The 20,974-nt window shown below is 69.9% G+C and carries 19 protein-coding genes; 7 read left to right on the top strand and 12 right to left on the bottom strand.

The window, feature by feature from the left end:
- Positions 1 to 5 precede the first annotated feature (5 nt).
- The 10 genes from ACIRJT_RS19215 to ACIRJT_RS19170 form a co-directional block, all read right to left on the bottom strand.
- On the bottom strand, positions 6 to 515 hold the full coding sequence (locus tag ACIRJT_RS19215) for a topology modulation protein (protein ID WP_403910683.1): 510 nt from the start codon (positions 513 to 515) through the stop codon (positions 6 to 8).
- 188 nt (positions 516 to 703) lie between these two features.
- Positions 704 to 1,840, bottom strand: coding sequence for a hypothetical protein (locus tag ACIRJT_RS19210; RefSeq protein WP_403910682.1), 1,137 nt, complete (start codon positions 1,838 to 1,840; stop codon positions 704 to 706).
- 89 nt (positions 1,841 to 1,929) lie between these two features.
- A complete protein-coding gene (fxlM, locus tag ACIRJT_RS19205; RefSeq protein WP_403910680.1) occupies positions 1,930 to 3,999 on the bottom strand; it encodes a methyltransferase, FxLD system in 2,070 nt (689 codons plus the stop codon).
- A 21-nt stretch (positions 4,000 to 4,020) separates the two neighbouring features.
- Positions 4,021 to 5,286, bottom strand: coding sequence for a lanthionine synthetase C family protein (locus ACIRJT_RS19200; RefSeq protein ID WP_403910678.1), 1,266 nt, complete (start codon positions 5,284 to 5,286; stop codon positions 4,021 to 4,023).
- Positions 5,283 to 8,378, bottom strand: a complete 3,096-nt coding sequence (locus ACIRJT_RS19195) for a lantibiotic dehydratase (RefSeq protein ID WP_403910676.1) — start codon at positions 8,376 to 8,378, stop codon at positions 5,283 to 5,285. Before ACIRJT_RS19195 ends, ACIRJT_RS19200 begins: the two co-directional genes overlap by 4 nt.
- 110 nt (positions 8,379 to 8,488) lie before the next feature.
- On the bottom strand, positions 8,489 to 8,668 hold the full coding sequence (locus ACIRJT_RS19190) for an FxLD family lanthipeptide (protein WP_028444064.1): 180 nt from the start codon (positions 8,666 to 8,668) through the stop codon (positions 8,489 to 8,491).
- A 188-nt stretch (positions 8,669 to 8,856) separates the two neighbouring features.
- Complete coding sequence (locus ACIRJT_RS19185; protein WP_403910674.1) at positions 8,857 to 9,510, bottom strand: hypothetical protein; 654 nt, start codon at positions 9,508 to 9,510, stop codon at positions 8,857 to 8,859.
- Positions 9,507 to 9,710, bottom strand: coding sequence for a DUF5999 family protein (locus ACIRJT_RS19180; RefSeq protein WP_094211434.1), 204 nt, complete (start codon positions 9,708 to 9,710; stop codon positions 9,507 to 9,509). Before ACIRJT_RS19180 ends, ACIRJT_RS19185 begins: the two co-directional genes overlap by 4 nt.
- 331 nt (positions 9,711 to 10,041) lie before the next feature.
- Complete coding sequence (locus ACIRJT_RS19175) at positions 10,042 to 10,461, bottom strand: DUF6415 family natural product biosynthesis protein (RefSeq protein ID WP_403910672.1); 420 nt, start codon at positions 10,459 to 10,461, stop codon at positions 10,042 to 10,044.
- Positions 10,462 to 10,533: 72 nt separating this feature from the next.
- Complete coding sequence (locus ACIRJT_RS19170; RefSeq protein WP_403910670.1) at positions 10,534 to 11,007, bottom strand: ATP-binding protein; 474 nt, start codon at positions 11,005 to 11,007, stop codon at positions 10,534 to 10,536.
- A gap of 175 nt (positions 11,008 to 11,182) precedes the next feature.
- Here ACIRJT_RS19170 and ACIRJT_RS19165 point away from each other — a divergent pair, with 175 nt between their 5' ends.
- Positions 11,183 to 12,574, top strand: coding sequence for a helix-turn-helix domain-containing protein (locus ACIRJT_RS19165; RefSeq protein WP_403910668.1), 1,392 nt, complete (start codon positions 11,183 to 11,185; stop codon positions 12,572 to 12,574).
- Complete coding sequence (locus ACIRJT_RS19160; protein ID WP_403910666.1) at positions 12,571 to 13,458, top strand: phosphotransferase family protein; 888 nt, start codon at positions 12,571 to 12,573, stop codon at positions 13,456 to 13,458. The genes ACIRJT_RS19165 and ACIRJT_RS19160 overlap by 4 nt, the downstream gene beginning before the upstream one ends.
- Positions 13,459 to 14,373: 915 nt before the next feature.
- On the opposite strand, the gene ACIRJT_RS19155 is transcribed toward ACIRJT_RS19160, so the two are convergent.
- Positions 14,374 to 15,918, bottom strand: a complete 1,545-nt coding sequence (locus tag ACIRJT_RS19155) for a recombinase family protein (protein ID WP_319173799.1) — start codon at positions 15,916 to 15,918, stop codon at positions 14,374 to 14,376.
- A 68-nt stretch (positions 15,919 to 15,986) separates the two neighbouring features.
- Positions 15,987 to 16,409: a secondary thiamine-phosphate synthase enzyme YjbQ gene (locus ACIRJT_RS19150; protein WP_403910664.1), complete on the bottom strand. Its 423-nt coding sequence runs from the start codon at positions 16,407 to 16,409 to the stop codon at positions 15,987 to 15,989.
- Between the two features lie 74 nt (positions 16,410 to 16,483).
- Here ACIRJT_RS19150 and ACIRJT_RS19145 point away from each other — a divergent pair, with 74 nt between their 5' ends.
- From ACIRJT_RS19145 to ACIRJT_RS19125, 5 genes are all read left to right on the top strand, one after another.
- Positions 16,484 to 16,585, top strand: coding sequence for a putative leader peptide (locus tag ACIRJT_RS19145; RefSeq protein ID WP_350772794.1), 102 nt, complete (start codon positions 16,484 to 16,486; stop codon positions 16,583 to 16,585).
- A gap of 357 nt (positions 16,586 to 16,942) precedes the next feature.
- Positions 16,943 to 17,842 (top strand): ABC transporter permease, encoded by a 900-nt coding sequence (locus ACIRJT_RS19140; protein WP_403910662.1) that lies wholly within the window; start codon positions 16,943 to 16,945, stop codon positions 17,840 to 17,842.
- On the top strand, positions 17,815 to 18,735 hold the full coding sequence (locus ACIRJT_RS19135) for an ABC transporter ATP-binding protein (protein WP_403910660.1): 921 nt from the start codon (positions 17,815 to 17,817) through the stop codon (positions 18,733 to 18,735). The genes ACIRJT_RS19140 and ACIRJT_RS19135 overlap by 28 nt, the downstream gene beginning before the upstream one ends.
- Positions 18,732 to 19,760 carry an ABC transporter substrate-binding protein gene (locus tag ACIRJT_RS19130; protein ID WP_403910658.1) on the top strand — a complete coding sequence of 343 codons (1,029 nt, stop codon included), beginning with the start codon at positions 18,732 to 18,734 and terminating at the stop codon, positions 19,758 to 19,760. Before ACIRJT_RS19135 ends, ACIRJT_RS19130 begins: the two co-directional genes overlap by 4 nt.
- A complete protein-coding gene (locus tag ACIRJT_RS19125; RefSeq protein WP_403910656.1) occupies positions 19,757 to 20,965 on the top strand; it encodes an LLM class flavin-dependent oxidoreductase in 1,209 nt (402 codons plus the stop codon). The genes ACIRJT_RS19130 and ACIRJT_RS19125 overlap by 4 nt, the downstream gene beginning before the upstream one ends.
- Positions 20,966 to 20,974: the final 9 nt, after the last annotated feature.

The following is a 20,974-nucleotide window of genomic DNA, read 5'->3' as shown; positions in this document are numbered from 1 at the left end:
ACCGGTCAGGACTGCTCGGCGGCCACCTTCCGCAGCCAGCGGCGCGTCTGGCGCCGGTTGGCCAGCAGCACCACATCGGCGCCGGAGCCGAACTCCTCGATCTTCGCTACCACGCGGGGCCGCATCTTGCTCCGGTACGTGGCGACGTACTTGATCACGCCCCAGTGGATGCGGTTGTGCACCCCGTTGCCCTTGTGCCCGGCTCCGTGCCGGAGATGCCGGGAGAAGATCCCGTACAGCGCCGCCACGGTCGACACGTCCATCAGGACCACCGTGTCGCAGGCTTCGAGCCGTACCTGCAGCGTCGAGTTGTAGTTGCCGTCGATCACCCACCGCAGCTGCGCGACCAGCTCGCGCTGCACGTCGGTGAACTTGTCCATGGGCAACGCGTTCCACTCGTCGTCGTAGAACGCGGCGTCCAGGTGCGTCACCGGGGCGTCGAGGATCCTGCCCAGCTCCCGGGCCAGGTGGGACTTGCCACTGCCTCCGCAGCCGACGATGGCGACCTTCCTCATGGTGCTCCAGCGTAGAGAGGTTGAGGTGATCGGCGAGCCGACTCGCGGGACGTGCTGTGTCTGGCCTCTCTCCTGCCTGTTCAGTTCGGCGCTCAGAGAGCCCTCTACCGACGATGAGCGTCGCCACGCGCCCTGGCTCCCCTGGGGCTCGACGCCGTGCAGGGTGGGCTGCTCTGGCTGCCCAGGCGTTACACCTCAGCCCGGTGCACCAGTCCCTCCTGCTGTGGGCGGGAGTGTCCGACGCTGGCGCGGATCACCTCGTCGCTGCCCCGCAATGCCTCTGTCATCCTTGCGAGCCAGGGCGCGGGGAGGTTGCCGCTGCCCAGCGCGCATGCCCGGACGAGCTGTCGGGCCGCCTCGACCTGGCGCGGCTCGGCGAGGCTGGTGAATCGGTGGTCAGCCAGGCACTCGCGGGCGGCATAGCCGTCGGTCGCCACGGCGGCCCGGCGGTTGAGCTCTGCAACCATCCGGTGCGCTGCGTCTTCCTGGTGCGGCTCCAGCAGGTCCAGGATCGTCAGGCCGAGGCGCGTGTCGAAGACGGTGATGCCTTGGTCGGGTTGGTGCTCGACGTAGTCCTCGACCAGCGTGTCGAGGAGGGGCACGGTCGGGCTGCGAAGGGCCTTTTTGCACATCACGTCGAGGCAGCCGGTGACGGCGTTCTCCCAGCGTTCTCCGGGTGTGGTCATGGTGATGAGCGCGGCGGCGTCGGTGGGGGTGTGGCTGAGGGCGGCCAGGACGGCGACTTGGCGGCCGTCCAGCATGCGCTGCCCGATGCCCCGGTGTTCCTCTATGTGGATCAGTGCTTCCGTCCAGCGGCCGGTCGTGGTCAGGGTGCGGGTGCCGTCGGCCAGGACGACCTTCCACAGCCAGGTGCGCACCTCGTGGCGGTCGGTGTCGGTGAGGGTGAGGTCGGCCGGGACGTGGATCCCCTCGAACTGAGCGCTGGTGCCGTTGGTGACGGCGTCGAAGAGGTGCAGCAGACGGTGGCGCCCGTCGTCGGCGGCGCCTGCGCGGATCTGGAGGCGCGCGAGGTTCACCACGGGTTCGAGTGCGCGGATCGCGCTCATGCCGGGCAGGGGGGCGGCGTGGAGGTAGGCGGCGGCGTGCTGGTGGCACATCTTCCGCGCGAGGTCGGGGAGCCCGAGGTCGGAGGCGATGAGGGCGGCCTGGTTGTAGACGGCCGAGGCGAGGCCCTGGTCAGCCTGTGCGGCTGCGGCGTCGGCGAGTTCGGCCAAGCCGTGCACGCGCCGGGGCAGGAGCAGGCATGCGGGTCGGAATCGGTAGATGAGCGGAAAGCGTTGGGCTATGGGTCCGTTCAGGTCCATGAGGTCCCCCGGGGTGAAGACGACGAGGAGCGGGGAAGGGCCGCGTGGTGCCCGCCGGCCGGTCGGCGGGCACCACGCAGGCGGATCAGCTAATGCCAGGTGACGCGGACGCGGTTCAGCGGGGTGTCGAGGACGAAGACACCGGGCTGCTCGTCTGCGGGCGCGTCGAGCGGCAGGATCTCGAAGGTGGCGTCCCGACCGCGGTACTCGCGGTCCCAGGCGCGGACCGCGTCAGCGACCTTGGCGGCCAGCTCATCGCTCCCGGGACCGTGGCCGATGACGCCGAACTCCCATAGCTTGTCGCCCTCGGGGGTCTTCTGCTCCGAGGGACGCCGCGCGAGGTAGGTGATGGCGCCCTTCTCGACGGCGGCCGTGGCCGAGGGGTAAGGGTCCTCGGTGAGCACCGTGCCCTTGACCGACTGGGGGAAGAGCATCCGGATCAGCCCGGACGGCAGGACGCAGGAGACGAACAGCTCCATCCACTCCGGGGACTCCCCCGCGCGGACCGTCATCCCGGTCCACTCCTCGACGCGCGGCTGGTCAAGGACACCGGCGAGAGCGTCGGCGTCGAGCGTCAGGCCGGCCGGGGCCTGGAGGCGCACGGCGCCGTCCGTGCTGAGCGGCACGGCGCGGCGGTCGTCGTCGGCGATGCCCCGGCGCAGCGGCATGAAGGTGTTCATCTCCGAGCCGGCCGACTGCCACCGGCCGTCGCGCTTCACGTAGATGATGGAGCGCGAGACGCTGCCCGTGAGTCGCTGCGGGGTGACGAGTCGGCCGCCTTCGGCGAGTTGGTCGAGCCAGGCGTGGGGGATGCCGTGCGCGCCGACGGTGGCGATGATCCGGTCGTACGGGGCAGCTTCGGCGTGACCGAGGGCGCCGTCGCGCGTCAGGGCCTCGACGTTGGTGGCGCCGGCGGCGGCGAGGTGGGCTCGGGCGCCTTCGACCAGGTCGTCATCGACGTCGATGGTGGTGACGTGTCCGCTCGGGCCGACGAGGTGGCCGATCAGGGCGGCGTTGTAGCCGGTGCCGGCGCCGAGTTCGAGGATGCGCTCGCCCGGCTGGGCTTCGAGCTGGTCCAGCATGAGGGCGACGACGGCGGGCTGGGAGGCGCAGGAGATCGAGGTGCCCTCGGGGTCGTACTTCACGTTGACCGGGTTGTTGGCGTAGGCGTCGGCCAGCGGGGTGTCGGGGACGAACAGGTGCCTGGGGACGGCGCGCAGGGCGGCTTCGACCGCGGGGGTGCGGGCGTGGCCGTCGGCCTTGATCTGGTCCACCAGGGCGTGGCGGAGCTGTTCGGCGTCGGCCTCGGGGGTCGTGAGTGTGTCGGTGTTCACCGTGCTGACGCTATGAGCCGCGGAGCCCGATCCGGGTGCTGACGCGGTGTTTTCACTCGATCCCATGACTGCCTCTCGTGCGATGTGGAACAGGGTGTGCTGGTCGGCGGACGGCAGACCGGCACGGTTGGCGTGGAAGATGGTGTGGTGTGCGATGACGGCGCGCAGTCCGCGGGTCAGGTCGCCCTGGGCGGCGAGGTAGGCGAGCGTGGTGCCGACGCCCTCGAAGGCGGAGATCCAGTCGGCGTGGCCGTCCAGCGGCCCGTGCTCGCGGCACAGGCTGTGGGCCTCGGTGGTCATCAGGCTCCTCATCGCCGAGGTCAGGCGCGTGGACGCGGGCGTGCCGGTACCGGGACGTAGTGCGGAGACCTTCGCCCATACGTCACCCTGCTCGAACCAGTCGAGACCCGAGGCGCGCATCAGGCTGCTCATCAGCAGGATGGCGGTCTCGCGCCGCCCCAGGTGCCCGTCCTTGACGGGATAGGCGAGCAGGTGGCGGCTGTCCTCATGGAAGAGGGCGTGCGCGGCCGTCATGGCGTCCGCCCCGCCGAACGCCTCGGTCTCCGGCTCGTAGTTCCCGGTCGTGCAGGACTGCGCGGTGCCGTCGGCCACCCACTCGTCCAGCAGAGTCAGTACGGTCGGTGACGGCTGGTCGGCGACGTACCGGAGGCGCCAGGGCTGCTTGTTCATGAACCACCAGCCGCTGAGCTGCCCATCAGCCTCGGCGGCGAGCAGCACGGGGGCGAGGTGTTTCGTGACGGCCCGTCGCCCGGTGTCCCGGTCGGGGAAGGTGATGTTGTACTGCTGCCAGCGGTCGGGGCACATCGAGAAGTCCTTCGGTCGGGTTCAGGCGGTGAGCAGGCAGGCGTCCCACGCGGTGCGGGGCGGCTCCGCGCTGTCTGCGGTGGTCAGTCCCAGCGCGGTTCCGGCGGCACCGTCGAGGAGGCCGGCGCCCGCCGCGTCCTTCAGCAACAGGGCAGCGGCGTCGTCCGGGGCGGTGCCGGGCGGGACCAGCATGGCGAGAAGGGCGGGGATGATGGCGCGGAGCTGGCCGGCGGTGGCCCGGTCGGCGTCGGCGGCGGCACGCGCCGCGATGTGGACCAGACCGGCAAAGCCGTGGCACAGGCCGCTGTCCGTGGTGACGCGAAGCTGCACGCGGTCGCTCAGCGCGTCCAGCAGGGCGGCCTCGGCCTCGACCTGGAGGTCGCTGTCGCCGAGAGCGATCGCGGCGAGCTGCTGGGCACGGGCCAAGCCTGCGGTGCCGTAGCACCAGCTCGGCCGCCGCGGTACCGAGGCCGCGGGCCGGCCGCTGCGCAGTTCCTCGCGGGTGATCCAGTACGGCCAGGCCGTGCCGCGCCCGGTGGGCACCTTCCAACGCTCCAGCCAGGCCAGGATCATGCGCATCGCCTGGTGGTGACCGGGGACGGTGGTGCCGCGGCGAGTGGCGAGCGCCAGCAGGGTGAGGACCGCGCCGACGCCGTGCGCCATGCCGTGGTTGGCGTGCCCGCCGGGGAAACGGTCGTCCGGTCCGCCGGAGGGCCCGGTCGGTACCCACCACCCCGGCAGGCGTTCGCCGTCGTAAGTGACCGGGTGGGTCAGGCGCACGCAGTAGTCGAGAACGGCCCGGGTCACCGGGCCCGCCGGGTCGCGGCGCAGAAGGTAGGCGCCGTACCCGGTCAGGCCCCGGATGGCGTCGAACTCGGCGAGCGCCGGAAGCTGCCCGGCCTCGATCCGGCGGTGCGCGGCGTCCAGCCGCCGCCGGGCGTCCGACATCACCTGCCGGTCCAGCACATCGAGGCCACGCCGGTAGGAGTCCGGAAGCTGGTCGGCTGCGCACGCCACGGCATGGGCGAGCGCCGGGGCGCCGTAAAAGGGGTGGCTGTCAGGGCCGCTGGTGAAGGGTTCGCGGGCCGCGGCGGACAGCCAGTCTTGGGCGCGCTGCCAGGGGGCAAGCCCGGCCGCGGCGCGTTCAATGTGCAGCAGAGCGATGCCGGTCGGGCCGTAGGCGAGGTGCTGCCGGTTATCCTCGGCGGTGACCGCCGCCGACACCTGGTCGGGGCGGGCGAGCCGGTCGGCGATGGCAGCGGCCACCGCGGCTGCGGTGTGGGTCACGGTCGCCTCCCGGCGCGGGCGGTGAAGGCCAGAGCGGCGGCGCGGGCTAGATACAGGCAGACCTCTTCCTCGGGGAAGTCCACCGCGACATGGCGCACGAAGTGGACGTGCAGCAGGGAGGTCAGCACGCCGTCCACGGCGATGCCGTCGGCGTGCGGGCCAAACAGGTGCGGCCCGTACGCAGCGAGCGCAGCAGTGCGCTCGGCCCAGGCGTCCACAATCACGGCGCCGCCGGGCGCTGACCGCAGGGCCGCCCAGTCACCGCGCGGATCTGCCAGCCGCACGGCGTCGGTGAACTGCGAGCGGGGTACCGGGTTTGGCGCGGTCGGCTCGATGTGGTCGATCAGCCAGCGCGCGCCGGCGTCCGGGCTGCCGAGGAGGGCGGAGGCGATGGCGAAGAAGTGCGCGGCCACGAGCGTGCGCTGCGCCGGCCGGACGGGCTGGGCGAGCTGCGCCACCGTGGCCAGTGAGTCCGCGCGGAACACGGCCTCGGCCGCGTCCCACGCCGGTCCGGAGCCCCACCGGCCCGTCTCGCGGTAGGAGGTGGGGTAGCGCAGGTCCGCCAGCAGCCCGGCGGTCCGCAACTCGTCGGCCCAGGCGCTGACCGCCTGGGTGGTGTCGGCGAAGTCGCCCGGGTCGGGCAGCGCGATCCGCAGGCGAAGGTGCTGCCGGGGGTCGCGGAAGCGGACGTACCACCAGGGAGGAGAGCCGAGGCGCCGCATCAGGTCGGGCACGTGTCTGGCCAGCAGCACGTTCTGACGCCGCGGGTCGCCGTACAGGGCCACGAGGAGCATTGGGGAGGTGGCCGGGGTCTGGATCTGGGCCGGGGACAGCGCGCGGGCGGTGGTCGGCGTGGGAAGGGCAGGCCAGGCCGGAGGCCGGACCGCTTGGAGGGGCACCGCGATCTCGTGGGCCCGGCCCCCGGTCCAGCCGTCCGCCCCGGGAGGAGCGGATTCCGTCAGCAGCGCCGTACCGGCGCGGTCGAGGTGCTGGCGCAGCAGGCTCCGGTGGCCGGGCTCATCGAGGTCGAGCGGGAGGCGCCGGTCGTCCTGGACGAGGTACACGTGCTGCGGCAGGCGTCGGCGATCCCGCCAGCCGGACAGCGCCGCGTCCCAGTCGGCGCCGGGGCAGTGGCGGTCGGGGAGGTCGCCGGCCTCCAGCCTCCAGCGGGCTGCTACCAGCACGATGCGGCCGTAGCGCAGGCGGGGGAGGAACGGCATCGCTGCGGCGGCGCCCCAGTCGAACCTGGTGACCTGGGCGTTCTGCGCCCGGGACACCTCGGTGATCAACCGCGCCAGGGGCGGGGTGTGCTCGGCGAGGTTCAGCGCGTTCATGCCGACGGCTTCGACCCGCACGCCGCGGCTCGGAGCGGCCAGGTACATCCGGCGGCCGTCGCACGCCAGCGCCAGGTCCGCTGGCGTGAACACTGCGGCGTCGGGGGCGCGGTGCTCTTGCAGGCTGATCACCAGCGGCAGCACGCGCGGGGTTCGGGTGACGTGTGCAGTGTCGGGCAGCAGCGCGGGGAAGGAGAGCTGCGCCGCCACCGTGCCGTCGTCGGCCGTGGGCAGGTCAGCCAACTCCTCGTGCAGGCGGTTGCGTTGTGCGTGAGGGAGGACGCCGAGGAAGCGTCCGACGGTAACCCCGGATCCGCGTGAGACGCTGGTCAACTCCACGGTGAACCGCCCACGGCGGACTTCGGCGAGGCTGGATGCGTGCAGGCGCACACTCACCTCCAGGTGGGACGGTATCCGCGGCTCCTGCGGGCCTCGGTCCAGGGCGGCCACGGTCTCGTCGGTCAGCAAGACTTCGTCGCGGCCGTCGAGCGCGGCGGCCTGGGCGAGGCGGAGCAGCACGTCGTCCCGCGGCGACAGGCGCCGCCAGCCTTCGTCGGTCGGCCTGCCCGGGTACCCGTCCGGGTAGCCGACGCCGCTGTCTGCGACAACTTCCATGAGCGGCACCATGGTGCCGACGCCGAACCGCTCGTAGAACCGCTGGTGGTACTCGTTCCACGGCTCGGTACCGTACGGGCGGGCGCAGAGACGGGTGAGGATCGTGGCGGCGCGCTCGACCTCGCGGGCGACCAGATCGGGGAGCACCACGGTGGCGTCCAGGCACAGGTCCAGGGCGAGCGGGTGACGGCGGAGGCCCGGCACCAGATCGCGCATCCGAGTCGCCACGGCATCCCGGCCCTCTGTGGTGCCACACTGCTCAAGCCCGGCGTGGACGGCGCGCAGCTCCCGGACGACGGGCGCCAGGAGACGAATGTCCTCGGCACGGACCGCGTCGAGTTGGGTGACGAGGTGACCGAGCGCGTCGGTCTCGGTCGCCGGCGCGTGGAGGTTGGTGATCAGCACGCGCCGCCGCACCATGCCGGCGAGGAGCCGCTTGACGCGCTCCGGGGCCACGGCCGGGAACTCGGCCATCAGCTTCTCGGCGAGTTCCCCGATCCGGATCGGCGCGTCAGCCGCGCGGAGGATAAGCCGGACCGGTGCCGACAGCTCGACGGACGCCTCGACCGCTCGCCGCTGACCGGTCGGCCCGTCGTCTTGGTAGGGGACGACGAGACTGCCGTCGCGCTCGAAGGTGGTGTTATTGACGACGACCGACAGGAGCGGCAGCAGCTCTCCGCTCCTTTCTAACTGCTCGATCAGCCTCCCCACCCACTCCGCACCGGCGCGGGCCACGACCAGGTGGTTCTGGCCCCAGCGGGAGTGGGGCTCGGCGTCGAAGGTGGCCGTGGTGACTCCGGCGAACAGTCCGAACGGTGTGGGCCGGTGCAGCGCACGCAGGAGGTAGCGCGCCACCGACACTCCAACGCGGCGGACTTCGCGGGGAGAAGGGGAGCTAGCGCTCTCCAGGGCCTCGACTTCGGCGGCGAGAACCGGGCTGGCATGGCGGAGGGCTTGTGCGATGCCCGGGTCGTGCCAGATGCTGCGAATCCAGGCGAGGCGTCCGGTGGTGACCTCCTCCAGCTCCTCGGCTCGGAAGGACCGGTCGTCGAAGTCCGGTAGGGGAAGCTGGGTCACCGACGGTCGAGCGGCTGCGCGCACCAGGGCGGTCGCGCCCGCCTTGAACGCTGGGGGTATGGCCACGTGACGTGTCCCTTCGTGCGTCTGGAGGGGCGGTCGGAGCCGACGCGCCGAGTAGCGCGACAGCACCGACCGCGGTTCATGACCTGATGACCGGGTTCAGACGGTCAGGGTCAGTCGGTGAAGGTGACGCAGGCACCGCAGGAGCTGCCGCACCCGTCGTCGGTCAGAACGGTCAGCCCGGCCGCGTCGGACACCTCCAGGAGGGAGACGTTCAGGTCGAACCCGTCCGACTGGCCGCCGGCCGTCGGCTCCTGGACCTGGGTGGTGCTCTTGGTGACGATTCGCGTCATAACAACTCCAGGTGATTCGTTGGTGTGTAGGACAGGTGGTGCTTGCCAGCGCACTGAGGACCGTGGCGTAGCGACGGGGCTGCGCCATGGGTTCAGGTTCTGGCCATCCCGGTCCGATGGTCGGGCCGGGAAACTCTGGGGTGCCGCTCGACGGTCCGGTCCTTTGCCCAGGACCGTCGAGCGGCCGTCTATGCGGCGGGCACAAGATCGTCCAGGCTGACGACCTCGTAGTCCCGCAGTTCGCGTACGAGCTGAGAGGCGAGGAACCAGCCGATCTGGGGGTGGTTGTAGGGCAGGGGAGCGTCCGAGGCGGCGAGGGGCTGGATGCCGTCGGCGGTGTACTGGTACGGGGTGCCGATGACGCCGTAGAGCGGGAACCGCGTGGCCAGCAGGGCGACGTGTCCCTTGCTCCTGAGCCGGGGGCACCGCCGGGCCGCCATCCGGGCGTGCTCCAGACACATCGGCGGCTGCGCGGTCTTCACCGGCCCGGTGTGGTCGTCGCCGTCGTCGGCCGTCTCCACGAAGAGGATGCCGTCGCTGCGCTTCAGCGGGACCGCGCACACCTGGCAGCGCAGGAGCGCCATCGTGATGCGCTGGCGGAGCGGGTGCACCAGCCGCCACCTCGGGTTCCCGGTGGGCTGTCCCGCGAAGCCGAGTGACATGGAGTACCGGGCCCACAGCACGCCGCGGAGATCTCGGTCGGGCCCTGCCTCGTCCTTGTACCCGAGCCGCGGGCGCAGGTCAGGACCGATGCGTACGTTCAGGTTGAGGAGGGAGTCCGCCTCTTCGCCTTCACGGGCGGTGATGTACGGAACGACCAGGTCGGCTGCGGTGATCGTCATGCCGCGCTTCCGACCGTGAGCGCGAGCGGCCGGTGGGGGGCGACGATACGGCCGTCGGGGAGGAGTTCTCCGGTGTCCTCGAAGACAAGCACTCCGTTGCACAGCAGGCTCCAGCCCTGCTCAGGGCGGTGCACGACGGGTCGCGCGGCCTCCCTGTCGGGAGCCATGGCCGTGGGGCACGGCGGGTTGTGCGCACACATGGTGCTCGTCCTCTCGGATGGGAAGTTGGACCCTCTTCGCGCAGCTACGGCGCGGTGGGGAAACACGGTTCGGGCACGGCCGAAGAAGGGGACTTGTGGCACCGGCCCCCCGAAGCACACACACGACGCCGGGTAGCCCCCGCCGCGCCTCGTGCCCCCGACGGGAACTACGAGGAACGACGTGCGCGTGGTGCGCGTGACGACGCTCTCTTGTCCAGAAGCCAGTTGTCGGAGATCCGCTTCTCGTAGCACTCAGAGTCGTACGCGTCTTGCGGGAGGGCCATCGCCTCGGCGGTCACGACCGAGCGCCGAGCGGAGTCAAGGTGGTGCGTCACTCCGCCTCCTCGATGTAGTGGGCTTCGATGAGCTCTTCGACCAGGTCAGAGGTGACGAAGGCCAGGCGACGAGCGAGGCCGACGGCCTGCTGGTAGTCGGCTGGCACGCACTCCTCTCGCAGGGGAACCCCGCGTACAACGAGTCGGAGCATCTCCGCGGTGGGCGGGTACTGCTCGTCCGCGACAGCGATGTTGCTGAGCTGCTTCAGATGGTTCCGAAGACGGTCGACCAGAGTGTCGGTCACCGCGGCGGGCGGCGTCTGGTCGCCGATCGCCGTGTCGAGGTCGTCGAAGACGTCCCCCACGTCGAGCGGCTTCCAGTTCTTGATCCGTTCCAGGACGGACCACAAACCATCTGCGTCGAGTGGAGGGCTCCACTGCGGTGTGCGGGGCTCGTCGGCTGGCGGAAGAACCACGTCATTCTCCGGAACCAGAACGGTGAGGGACATCGGGACTCCTGGGAAGGGCCAAGTACCGGTCACGGAGGGCTACAAGTGCTCAGTCAGTTCCGGGATCGCCATGAAGACCCACACGTCCTTGCCAGCCGGGGTCATGGACACGGACGTGTCGTCGGCCAGAGCACCCAGCAGCATCAGCCCACGCCCCTCCTCGGCCAGGAGGGCCGGCGACGAGTACACCGGCGGACGGCGGTCCTGGTCGCGAACGACGGCGGTGACACCGTCCGGCACCTTCTGGAGGAGCAGGCCGGCCATCCGGCACCCGTCAGCATCCGCGGGAGTGTGCTGCAAGACGTTGGTGAACAGTTCGTTGACCACGGTCAGCATGCGGAACGCGGTGCCGTCGTCGACGCGCCACCAGCAAAGGTGCGCTGCGACGATATCCCGCACGGTTCCCAGGTTTTCGGCCCGGACGTTGAAACTCATGTCGAGCTGACCGTCCACGCTCCTGGACGTGGCTCGAACAGAAGCATCCCACTCTCGGGTGTCGACGAGTAGTTCCATCGCTGCTTCCTCCGTTCTGCCGGAACCCCTTCAGCAGGGGTGGGTTGCGGTGTGTACTGGACTGGAACCGATCAGCAACCATTTAGGCAGAGCGCACCGAGAACGTGCAGAGCCTGATGCCGAGAGGTGAAGAGTTCGGCATCAACGACTTCGGGGGCAGAACATGCCACAGCCAATGAAGCAGCTCGATCCCGGGGCATCGCCCCAGGAGTGGTTCGGGAACGAGCTGCGCCGACTGCGCCTCGGGCAAGGACTGTCGGCCAAGGAACTTGGGCGGCTAGTGCAGGTCAGCGACGACATGATCCTGTCTATTGAGAAGGGTAAGTACCCGAGCTGTCGCCGCGATGTGGCTCAGCGACTTGATGACGTCCTCGGTACGGGAGGACTCCTCGACCGGGCGTGGCCGATGGTCTTCGGCAACCGTGATGCCGATAAAAGGCAGGCTGATGCCGATAAGGCCTCCCCGTGCCGGGGCGAGCGACCTACACAGGTGCCGACAGGCCGCATCCTGGGCAGAGACGAACCAACTCTTCGCCCTGGGAGCCATGAGCCCGTGATTCGACGCTCGTTCCTCCAGATCGGCGGCCTCGCCGCCATAGCCCCTCTCAACTTCACCGAAGTCTTCGCCCCCGCCGAGCTGTCCCTCCCGACGCATGTGAACCCAGGCCACGTCGACCAGGTCCTGGCCGTGGCCACCGCCATCAGCGGCATGGACAACGAGCTGGGCGGCGGGGGCGTGGTGCGAGACGTAGCCGCCCGAGCGATGCAATGGTCAGCCGGCCTGCTGCAAGCCCAGTCTCCCGAACACATGCGAACCGACCTGTTCGCCGCCGTATCCCGACTCGGCATCGTGGTCGGCGCCTCCGCCTTCGACGCCTACCACCACGATGAAGCCACCAAGACCTTCCGGTTCGCGGCGGACTGCGCCGAGGAGGTCGGCGACTGGCATCTGCGGGCCAAGACCTACTCGTTCCTCGCACGACAAGCCGTATGGATCGGGGCCCCCGATGACGGCCTCACGTACGCCGAGAAGGGGCTTGTGCGCTCCGACCGCCTGACGGCGACCGAGCAGGCGATGCTTCACACGGCAAGGGCCAGGGCCTTCGGGAAGATGGGCAACATACGGGACACGATGGCGGCCGTCGGTGCCGCAGACGAGGCGTTCGCTCGGGCCCGGCCCACCGAAGAATCGCCGTGGATGGCCTATTACGACGAGGCGCAGCACAACGGGGACACGGCTCACGCCCTCTTCGATCTGGCGATTCTCGCCGGACAGGACCCGGGCCGGGCAGCGCGCCGATTCAGCACGGCGGTGAACGGACACGCAGACGCCTACAAACGGTCTCGTGCGATCTCACGGACGAAGCTGGCCTCCCTGCTCATGGCCAAGGGTGACCCTCGCCAGGCGGCGGCCCTCGGCCACAACGCGCTGAACGAGGTAGGCCGACTCACCTCCCGGCGCGCTGCCGACGATCTGCGGCAGCTCGGCCGCTTCGCCTCGAAGCATCGGACTGTCCGAGAGGCTTCAGCGCTGCGAGATCGGATCGCCGCTACGGTTTCCGCATGACTCCTTCGGCATCCGAACCCGCACGTCACGTCCTGAAGCAGGCTTGTTCGGCGGTCGGATTGGACTCCGACGGAGCCGAGCCTCTCCGCCTGGCCGAGAACCAGATATGGCGACTGCCTCGTCAGCGGGTGATCGTACGGATCGCCCGGGAGGGACAGAGCGCTGCGGCGGCCCGCGAGGTGCGCGTCGCACGCTGGCTCGCCCGGGAGAACGTGCCGGCCGTTCGCCTGGTCGACGTGGAGCAGCCGGTACAGGCGGACGGCAGGCCCGTGACCTTCTGGGCGGAACTGCCGCCGCAGCAGCACGGCTCGGTCGAGGATGTCGCTGAACTCCTCGCGAGGCTCCACTCCCTGACCACGCCGGCGATCGAGCTGGGGTATCTCGATCCCTTCGTCCGGGTCGGCGAACGGCTGCACGCGGCCACCACGATCCGCGACGACGACAAGCAGTGGCTGAACGCCCTTCACAGCGACCTCCTAGCGGCCTGGGCGGAGCGGCCGGCCGGTCTCCCCGATCGGGCCGTGCACGGTGACGCCTGGCCCGGCAACATCGTCCGCACGGCCGGTGGGGTCCTGATGATGGACCTGGAGCGCTTCTCTGCCGGGCCCCCGGAGTGGGATCTCGTGTCCACCGCCGTGCGAGCGAAAACCACGGGCGCCGTCAGCGCACGCGAGTACAACCGCTTCTGTGCGGTGTACGGGTACGACGTGACGGCGTGGGAGGGCTACCCCGTCCTTGCGCACGCCCGTGAGCTGCGCATGGTGACGTACGCGGCGCAGCACGCAGCACGCAACCCGGAGTGGAGGAGCCAGGCGCAGTACCGGATCGACTGTCTCCGCGGTCGATCCGGCCCGCGACCGTGGTCGTGGAAGGGAATCCTTTGAAGTCAGACTGTCCGCTGTCTCATCTGGTCGGACGATTGTCACGCTTGGAGCAGAGGAGGCTCTACGCCCTTCCCTCAAGTCTGCGAGACTCGCGCTATGCGGCCAAGTCGAATAGCGCTGCTGTGTCTCCCCAAGAGAGGCGTTGCCCTACTGGTTGAGCGAGAGCCACCTCAACGCCTGACCGCGTGCGGACGTCCGCTCGACGAAGCTGAACCTGTGCTTCCACTACACCATCCCGCCAAGCACCGCTACGAATAAGATCTCGAAGCCAAAGACTCAGCGCCCAGGATGTCGACCGCAGGAAAACAGGTCCGATCTCTGGCACGGCCTGAAGGCTGAACAGGAACGCCGCCTGCGGAGCCTCTCCTCGACTGATCCGCATGATCGACTTACGACATATACCGCCGAAGTGGCAGCCGCAGACGCATCCGTACCGCTCGCTCGATTCAGCGTCTCCGCCACCTCGACAAGGACACGACTCACCCACTCCCTCCTCGATTCCCCCTCGGCCGATAAGCACGGCATCTGCGTCTGTGATTCGCACCATTACCTCGTCGACCAAGAGAGTCCGCCCCAACTCGCCCGATTCGACAGCACCGAGACATCGTTCCGTCGGCAATGCCTCTGCGATCGCTCGGTCAATCTGCCGATCGCAGGACTTGATCAACCACTGCACACCGGAGGTGGTCGTCTCGACCTGCAGTTCTGCCACTGCCTTGTCACGCATCCACCGCTCCCCCGTTTGAGTCACATCACTCACCTCGTCGCTGTACATCACGCCCAGAGAATCCCGGAGAAGGTCGGCTTGCACCGGCCGACATCAGCCTGTAGGGATGCATGCCACTGATCGACCGCCGACAGCCCGACGGTGACGCCCCCAGACAGCGCGCTCAGCGCCACCCAGGGGCGCCTTCCCTAAAGCAGGGCCATCGGGTCCTGTTCGGGACCGTGAAGGAAACCGGGCACCCAGCGAACGGGAGCACTGGCCGGGAAGAGCGTAACCCGTACGCCGAAGTCGATCAGGATTTCCTTTCGCGCCTGTACATCCGCAGCACGGAACCAACGGTCGGCGACCGTCTCGCCGGTCGGCCGCCGGACCATGCCAGGCGCCCGCCGTGGCTCAGCATCCAGAGCGGCGAGCTCCCGCCCCAGCGCGGCATATCGGTCCCGGAACCACACGGCGTCGTCCGGAGCGTCGTACAGCCCGGCTTCACGGTCGGCTCGCAGCCGTTCACGGCTGGCCCGGTTCTCCGCCACGCGCTCGGCGATGCCGTTGCCCGGGTCGTACACCGTCTCGTAGATCACGCCATCACCCAACTCCCGGAGGAACCACTCCTCGACGTAGGCGTCAAGAAGATGAGCGTTGATGAGCGGTGCGGGGCGGCAGTGCTGCGCCTGAAGCCAGCCCTTGTTCCGCGCCGTACACGTGTAGCGCGGTGGGGCGTCCTTCGACGTCTGGGTGTAGAGACGCGTATGGCACTGCCCGCACAGGGCGACCGTGGTCAACAGGTATTCACGGTTGGATCGGCGGGTCCAGGGAGCCTTTCGGGACAGGATGGCGCTCCTGAGCGCCTCGTGTGTGGCCCGGTCCCACAGCCCCTCGCAGAGCCGTACGGGATGACCGTCCCCCCTGCCGAGGACGGGCTTGTTGCGGTGCATCAGGTACCCGAGGGTGGCTTCTGACAGAAGGATGTTCTTCAGGCTCTGCGGAGACCAGGGCCGGCCACCTGCCGGCTTGCCGTACAGCACAGCCAGGTGATCCGCGGGAGACAGTTCCCCGGCACGGTTGAGACGTGCGGCCTCACTACTGCAGGTGACGTTGTCAGGATCGGCCAGGATGCGGCGGGCGACGTTCCGCAGTACTTCAGAGGCATGCGGATGCAGGTCGACCTGGTCGATCTTCCCTCCCATCACCTTCCGGACGTACTGGAAGCCGTACGACGGCTTGCCTTTCGGGCGGCCGGCGGCGCGGGTCTTGACGGTGGCGTCACGGTTCCTGCGCTGGATCGCGCGCAGTTCCATCTGCGCGCCCCAGGCTTCCATGGTGAAACGGTTCTCGTCGGCGGGGTCGTCGAGGTTCCAGGCACCGTCGTGCCCGTACGTGACGAGCATCTTCTTCTCGTCCCGCATCTTGTAGCCGGTGTTCAGGCAGTCGACGACGTTGCGGCCGAGCCGGTCCACCGCTGCCGCGACCAAGCCGTCGTACGGTCCCCTCTCGTCACGGAGCCACGGACCCAGACTGGGACGGGTCACGGGATCCGTGGCGCCGGAGACCTCCCAGTCGTCCGCCCAGCCGATGATGTGGGCCCCGACGGAATCGGCGGCAGCGAGCACGTTCTCTCGCTGCCGCTCAGGTGATGACGTCGCCAGCTTCACGCGCGACAGTCGCCGCACTCCGAGCAGGCACTTGCCGCATCCGTCGTAGGGTCGTTCGATCGTGTTGAGGTCCGTACCGCGCATTTCTTCTCTCCGTTCGAGCGCGCATCGTACGGAGAATCGGCGGCCACGCCCCCGCTGAACGATCTTGGTCAGCTGAGGAAGCTCAGACGAACCTGACGGTTGTCTTTAGAAACGTTCGTGTCCACCAGGCAGACCGACTGCCAGGTGCCCAGCTCCAGCCTGCCGCCGATCACCGGCAGCGTGGCGTGGGGCGGGACCAGGGCGGGGAGCACGTGGTCGCGGCCGTGGCCGGGGCTGCCGTGGCGGTGTTGCCAGCGGTCGTCGGCGGGGAGCAGGTGGTGGAGGGTGGCCAGCAGGTCGTCGTCGCTGCCCGCGCCGGTCTCCAGCACGGCGATGCCGGCCGTGGCGTGAGGGACGAAGACGTTGAGCAGTCCGTCGCGGCCTGGCGCGGTGCGGGTGAGGAACTCCTCGCAGGCGCGTGTCAGATCCGTGACGCTCTCGGACGCACCCGTGGTGATGTTCAGGACCGTGGTGGTGAAGGAAGCGGGCATGCCTCCATCTTCGCCCCACAGGCGTGAGATGACGCGTCCACGCTCCGAGACACCATTGACCGTGTCCCGACCGGATGACTACGTTCAGCGCCATGTTCCGATCAGCTCTGCTCACTTCGCGCGGTCATATTGACCTGCTGCGAGTGGCTTCCGCCGCGTGTTGTCGCGGCTGCTGACGTTCTCTCAGCGACTTCCGGAGACTTTCCTGCCGTACGGCTGTGCGCCTGCGGTTCTCCGTCGCTCGCCCTTCCGTAGTCGCGTGGCCGCTTAGCTCATAGGTCGCACAGGCACATGGTCGCGTCCGGGGCCGCGCCGCCCGGTGACCGCTGAGCACGCCGCGCGCTCCCCCGCCTTCCGTCGCCCCACCGCCCAACCGCCCAACCGGTCGGTGACGACCCGGGGGTACGGGGCACCCCGGCATGTCCGCGGCCCTTCCCCCTCTTCCCCACTCGCTGCTTTCGCGCTGCTCTCCTTCCTCCTCCCTCCCTTTCGCCCTGTCTCCCCGCATCCGTGCAGCCTTCCCTGGAGTCCCCATGACCGTCAGCCATGCGCCACCACCGTCACCACCACCCGGCTTGTCCGTCGCCCCGGGAGAGTCCTCCGCGCCGAGCCGTACGCCACCGGATCTGGAGGCGGTCGTTCCGGCTTCCGTCCGGCGGTCCCGGCTGCGCTCCGCCCCGCGGTGGGTACGGCGGGCGGTGGGGCCGTTGCTGCTGCTCGCGTTGTGGCAGGTGTCCAGCGCCACCGGGGTGCTGGATCCCGACGTCCTCGCTTCGCCCGGGACCATCGCCCGCGCGGGTGCCGATCTGGTGGCCGACGGGACGCTGCCCGCCGCGATGGGGGTCTCGCTCCAGCGGGTGGTCGTGGGGCTCCTGCTCGGCGGGGTCGTCGGGACGGCGCTCGCGCTCGTGTCGGGGCTGTCACGGCTCGGGGAGGACCTGGTCGACGCGACCGTGCAGATGCTGCGCACAGTGCCCTGGGTGGGGCTGATCCCGCTGTTCATCATCTGGCTCGGGATCGGTGAGGCTCCGAAGGTGGCCCTCATCGCGCTCGGGGTGGCCTTTCACCTGTACCTCAACGTATACGCGGGAATCCGTGGCGTTGACTCACAACTCATCGAAGCCGGTGAGTCGTTGGGGCTCGGGCGGTGGGGGCTGGTGCGGCATGTGGTGCTGCCGGGAGCGCTGCCCGGAGCCATGACCGGGCTGCGCTACTCATTGGCGACGGCCTGGCTCGCGCTCGTCTTCGGTGAGTCGATCAACGCCGACGCCGGGATCGGGTTCCTGATGAACCAGGCCCGCGAGTTCTTCCGGACCGACGTGATCGTCGTCTGCCTCGTCGTGTACGCCTTCCTCGGCCTCACCGCCGACGTCATCGTCCGGATCCTCGAAAGGCTGCTGCTGCAATGGCGACCGACCTTCACCGGCCAGTGAAAAACCCTCTCGCCGCCGACCGGCGGGCCGAAGCATCGGCCGGCGACCCGGAGGCCGCCGTACGGGTCGAAGGACTCACCCGGTCCTTCGACGGGCGTCCGGTCATCGACGACCTCGATCTCGCCCTGAGGGCAGGCGAGTTCACCGCGTTGCTCGGGCGCAGCGGCTGCGGCAAGTCGACGCTGCTGCGGGTCCTCGCCGGGCTCGACCGGGAGATCTCGGGCACCGTCCTGGTGCCGCGCCGGCGCGCTGTCGCGTTCCAGGCGCCGCGGCTGATGCCGTGGAAGAAGGTGTGGCGCAACGTACTGCTCGGGCTGCCGGGCAAGCCCGAACGCGGCGTCGCCGAGCGGGCGTTGGCCGAGGTCGGGCTGGCGGAGCGGGCGGGGGCGTGGCCCAAGACGCTGTCCGGCGGTGAGGCGCAGCGCGCCTCGCTGGCCAGAGCCCTGGTGCGCGAGCCCGATCTGCTGCTGCTCGACGAGCCCTTCGGCGCACTGGACGCCCTGACTCGGATCAAGGCCCAGCAGCTGGTGGCCGAACTCTGGCAGCGGCGCGGCTGCGCCGTGCTGCTGGTCACCCATGACGTGGACGAGGCCCTGCTGCTGGCCGACCGGGCGCTGGTGATGCGGGAGGGGCGCATCGCGTACGACACCCCCGTCGCGCTGGACCGGCCGCGCGGGGTCGGCTCCCCCGGGTTCGCCGGTCTGCGCTCCCGGCTGCTGACCGAACTGGGCGTCGAGGGTGAGGGCGGCGGCGCAAGGGAGGGCCATGCCCGCGGTGAGCCCGACGCCACTGCCGGTGCGAAGCCGTCCGTGGCCGCCGCACCACCCGGTCCGGGGCCGGCAAAGGCCCCCGAAACATCGCTCGCACACCCCCGTCCCGGAGACACCTCATGAAGCGCCGCACCCTGCCCGCCCTGCTCCTGACCCTCGCCCTGCTCCTGACCGCATGCGGCGGGGCCTCCTCCGCGAACTCCGGCGGCGGCACGGACGGAACGGGCAGCCTCACGCTCGACGTCGGTGACCAGAAAGGTGGTTACGAGGCGATCCTGCGGGCCTCCGGGGAGCTCGACGACCTCGGCTACCGCATCAAGTGGTCCACCTTCACCTCGGGACCGCCCCTGCTGGAGGCCGTGAGCGCCGGAGCCGTCGACATCGGCGGCGTCGGCAACACGCCGCCCGTCTTCGCCGCAGGGGCCGACTCGAACATCGCCGTCGTCGGCGCCACGCACGGCTCGTCGGCCGGTGAGGTCATCGTCGTGCCCGAGGACTCACCGCTGAAGAAGCCCGCCCAGCTCAAGGGCGCGTCCATCGCCGTGGCGCAGGGCAGTTCGGCGCACTTCCAGCTGGTCGCCTCGCTCAGGAAGGCCGGCCTCGGGATCAAGGACGTGAAGCTGAACTACCTCCAGCCCGCCGACGCGCTCGCCGCGTTCAGCAGGGGCAAGGTCGACGCCTGGGCGATCTGGGACCCGTACACCTCGCAGGTCCTGCGCACGGCGGACGCCCGGGTCCTCACGACCGGCGAGGGCGTCGTCAACGGCCTCGGTCTTCAGGTCGCCTCACCCGCGTCGCTCAAGGACGCGAAGAAGTCGAAGGCCATCGGTGACCTGCTCGTCCGGCTGGAGCGGGCCCAGAAGTGGGTCTTCGAGCACCCGGAGGAGTGGGCGAAGGTCTGGGCGAAGGAGACCGGGCTCCCCTACGAGGTGGCGCTGGACGCGGTGAAGCTCAGTTACGGCACCCGCGTCCCGGTCGCGATCGACGCCGCGGCCATCGCCTCCGAGCAGGAGATCGCCGACACCTTCGCCGAACTGAAGCTTATTCCGCGGCGGTTCGACTTCAAGGACTACGTCGACACCCGCTTCAACCGCGACCTCCCCGCTTCCTCCACCGCACCGCGCTCCTACGGAAAGGCCTCATCGTGAACGTCCATCTGCACTGGTTCCTGCCCACCGGGGGCGACGGCCGGACGCTCGTCGACCGGCACGCCTACACCGACGGCGGCATCAAACGCGACCGGATCACCCCGGTGAGCGGAGTCCGGGCCCCGGACATCGAGTATCTGGTCCAGATCGCCAAGGCCGCCGAGCAGTTGGGCTTCGAGGCCGTGCTGACACCCACGGGCACGTGGTGCGAGGACGCCTGGCTGACCACGGTGGCACTCGCCCAGCACACCGAGCGGCTGAAGTTCCTCGTGGCGTTCCGGCCGGGCGTCATCTCCCCGGTGCTCGCCGCCCAGATGGCCGCCACGTATCAGCGGATCACCCGGGGGCGGCTGCTGCTCAACGTGGTGACCGGGGGCGATTCCACGGAGCAGCGGCGGTTCGGGGACCACCTGGACCACGACCGGCGCTATGCGCGGACCGCGGAGTTCCTGTCGGTGGTGCGGGGCGCCTGGAGCGGGCAGCCGTACGATTTCGACGGTGAGCACTACCAGGTGGAGGGCGGGCTGACCGCGCTGCCGCCGGACCCGCTGCCGGAGATCTTCTTCGGCGGGTCCTCCGCTGCCGCGGGGCCGGTGGCCGCGGCCCATGCCGATGTCTATCTGACCTGGGGCGAGCCGCCTGCCGCGGTGAAGGAGAAGATCGACTGGATTCGCGGCCTGGCGGAGGAGCGGGAGCGCACGGTCCGGTTCGGTATCCGGCTGCACACCATTTCGCGGGACTCCTCGCGGGAGGCGTGGGCCACCGCCGACCGGCTGCTGGGCGACCTCGATCCGGACACGATCGCGGCGGCGCAGCAGGCGTTGGGGAAGAGCGAGTCGGTCGGTCAGCAGCGGATGCTGGCGCTGCACGGCGGTTCGCGGGACAAGCTGGAGATCGCACCGAATCTCTGGGCGGGTGTGGGTCTGGTGCGCGGCGGGGCCGGCACCGCGCTGGTGGGCAGCCATGCGGAGGTCGCGGACCGTATCGAGGAGTACCACGCGTTGGGCGTGGAGCACTTCGTGCTCTCGGGATATCCGCATCTGGAGGAGGCGTACTGGTTCGGCGAGGGCGTCACCCCCGAGCTGGCCCGGCGTGGACTGCTGTCGACCGTGCCCGCGTCACCGCTGCTGGGTGCGAACGGCTCCGAGCCCCGGCCCGCCACGGCTCCGGGTGGAGCGCCCCTGCTGGTCGCCGGTGGTCGCTGAGCCTCGCGG

Source organism: Streptomyces sp. NPDC102283 (assembly GCF_044766265.1).
Classification (GTDB): Bacteria; Actinomycetota; Actinomycetes; order Streptomycetales; family Streptomycetaceae; genus Streptomyces.
Note: the sequence above shows the minus strand (reverse complement) of the source record. Positions and strands in the feature narration are given on the sequence as shown.

Coding starts and splice junctions, on each gene's coding strand:
- ACIRJT_RS19190 (WP_028444064.1), bottom strand. CDS start 8,668: ATGACGCGAATCGTCACCAAGAGCACCACCCAGGTCCAGGAGCCGACG.
- ACIRJT_RS19215 (WP_403910683.1), bottom strand. CDS start 515: ATGAGGAAGGTCGCCATCGTCGGCTGCGGAGGCAGTGGCAAGTCCCAC.
- ACIRJT_RS19180 (WP_094211434.1), bottom strand. CDS start 9,710: ATGTGTGCGCACAACCCGCCGTGCCCCACGGCCATGGCTCCCGACAGG.
- ACIRJT_RS19130 (WP_403910658.1), top strand. CDS start 18,732: ATGAAGCGCCGCACCCTGCCCGCCCTGCTCCTGACCCTCGCCCTGCTC.
- ACIRJT_RS19150 (WP_403910664.1), bottom strand. CDS start 16,409: ATGCCCGCTTCCTTCACCACCACGGTCCTGAACATCACCACGGGTGCG.
- ACIRJT_RS19170 (WP_403910670.1), bottom strand. CDS start 11,007: ATGGAACTACTCGTCGACACCCGAGAGTGGGATGCTTCTGTTCGAGCC.
- ACIRJT_RS19185 (WP_403910674.1), bottom strand. CDS start 9,510: ATGACGATCACCGCAGCCGACCTGGTCGTTCCGTACATCACCGCCCGT.
- ACIRJT_RS19145 (WP_350772794.1), top strand. CDS start 16,484: ATGACTACGTTCAGCGCCATGTTCCGATCAGCTCTGCTCACTTCGCGC.
- ACIRJT_RS19135 (WP_403910660.1), top strand. CDS start 17,815: ATGGCGACCGACCTTCACCGGCCAGTGAAAAACCCTCTCGCCGCCGAC.
- ACIRJT_RS19210 (WP_403910682.1), bottom strand. CDS start 1,840: ATGGACCTGAACGGACCCATAGCCCAACGCTTTCCGCTCATCTACCGA.
- ACIRJT_RS19165 (WP_403910668.1), top strand. CDS start 11,183: ATGAAGCAGCTCGATCCCGGGGCATCGCCCCAGGAGTGGTTCGGGAAC.
- fxlM (WP_403910680.1), bottom strand. CDS start 3,999: ATGTGCCCCGACCGCTGGCAGCAGTACAACATCACCTTCCCCGACCGG.
- ACIRJT_RS19140 (WP_403910662.1), top strand. CDS start 16,943: ATGACCGTCAGCCATGCGCCACCACCGTCACCACCACCCGGCTTGTCC.
- ACIRJT_RS19160 (WP_403910666.1), top strand. CDS start 12,571: ATGACTCCTTCGGCATCCGAACCCGCACGTCACGTCCTGAAGCAGGCT.
- ACIRJT_RS19155 (WP_319173799.1), bottom strand. CDS start 15,918: ATGCGCGGTACGGACCTCAACACGATCGAACGACCCTACGACGGATGC.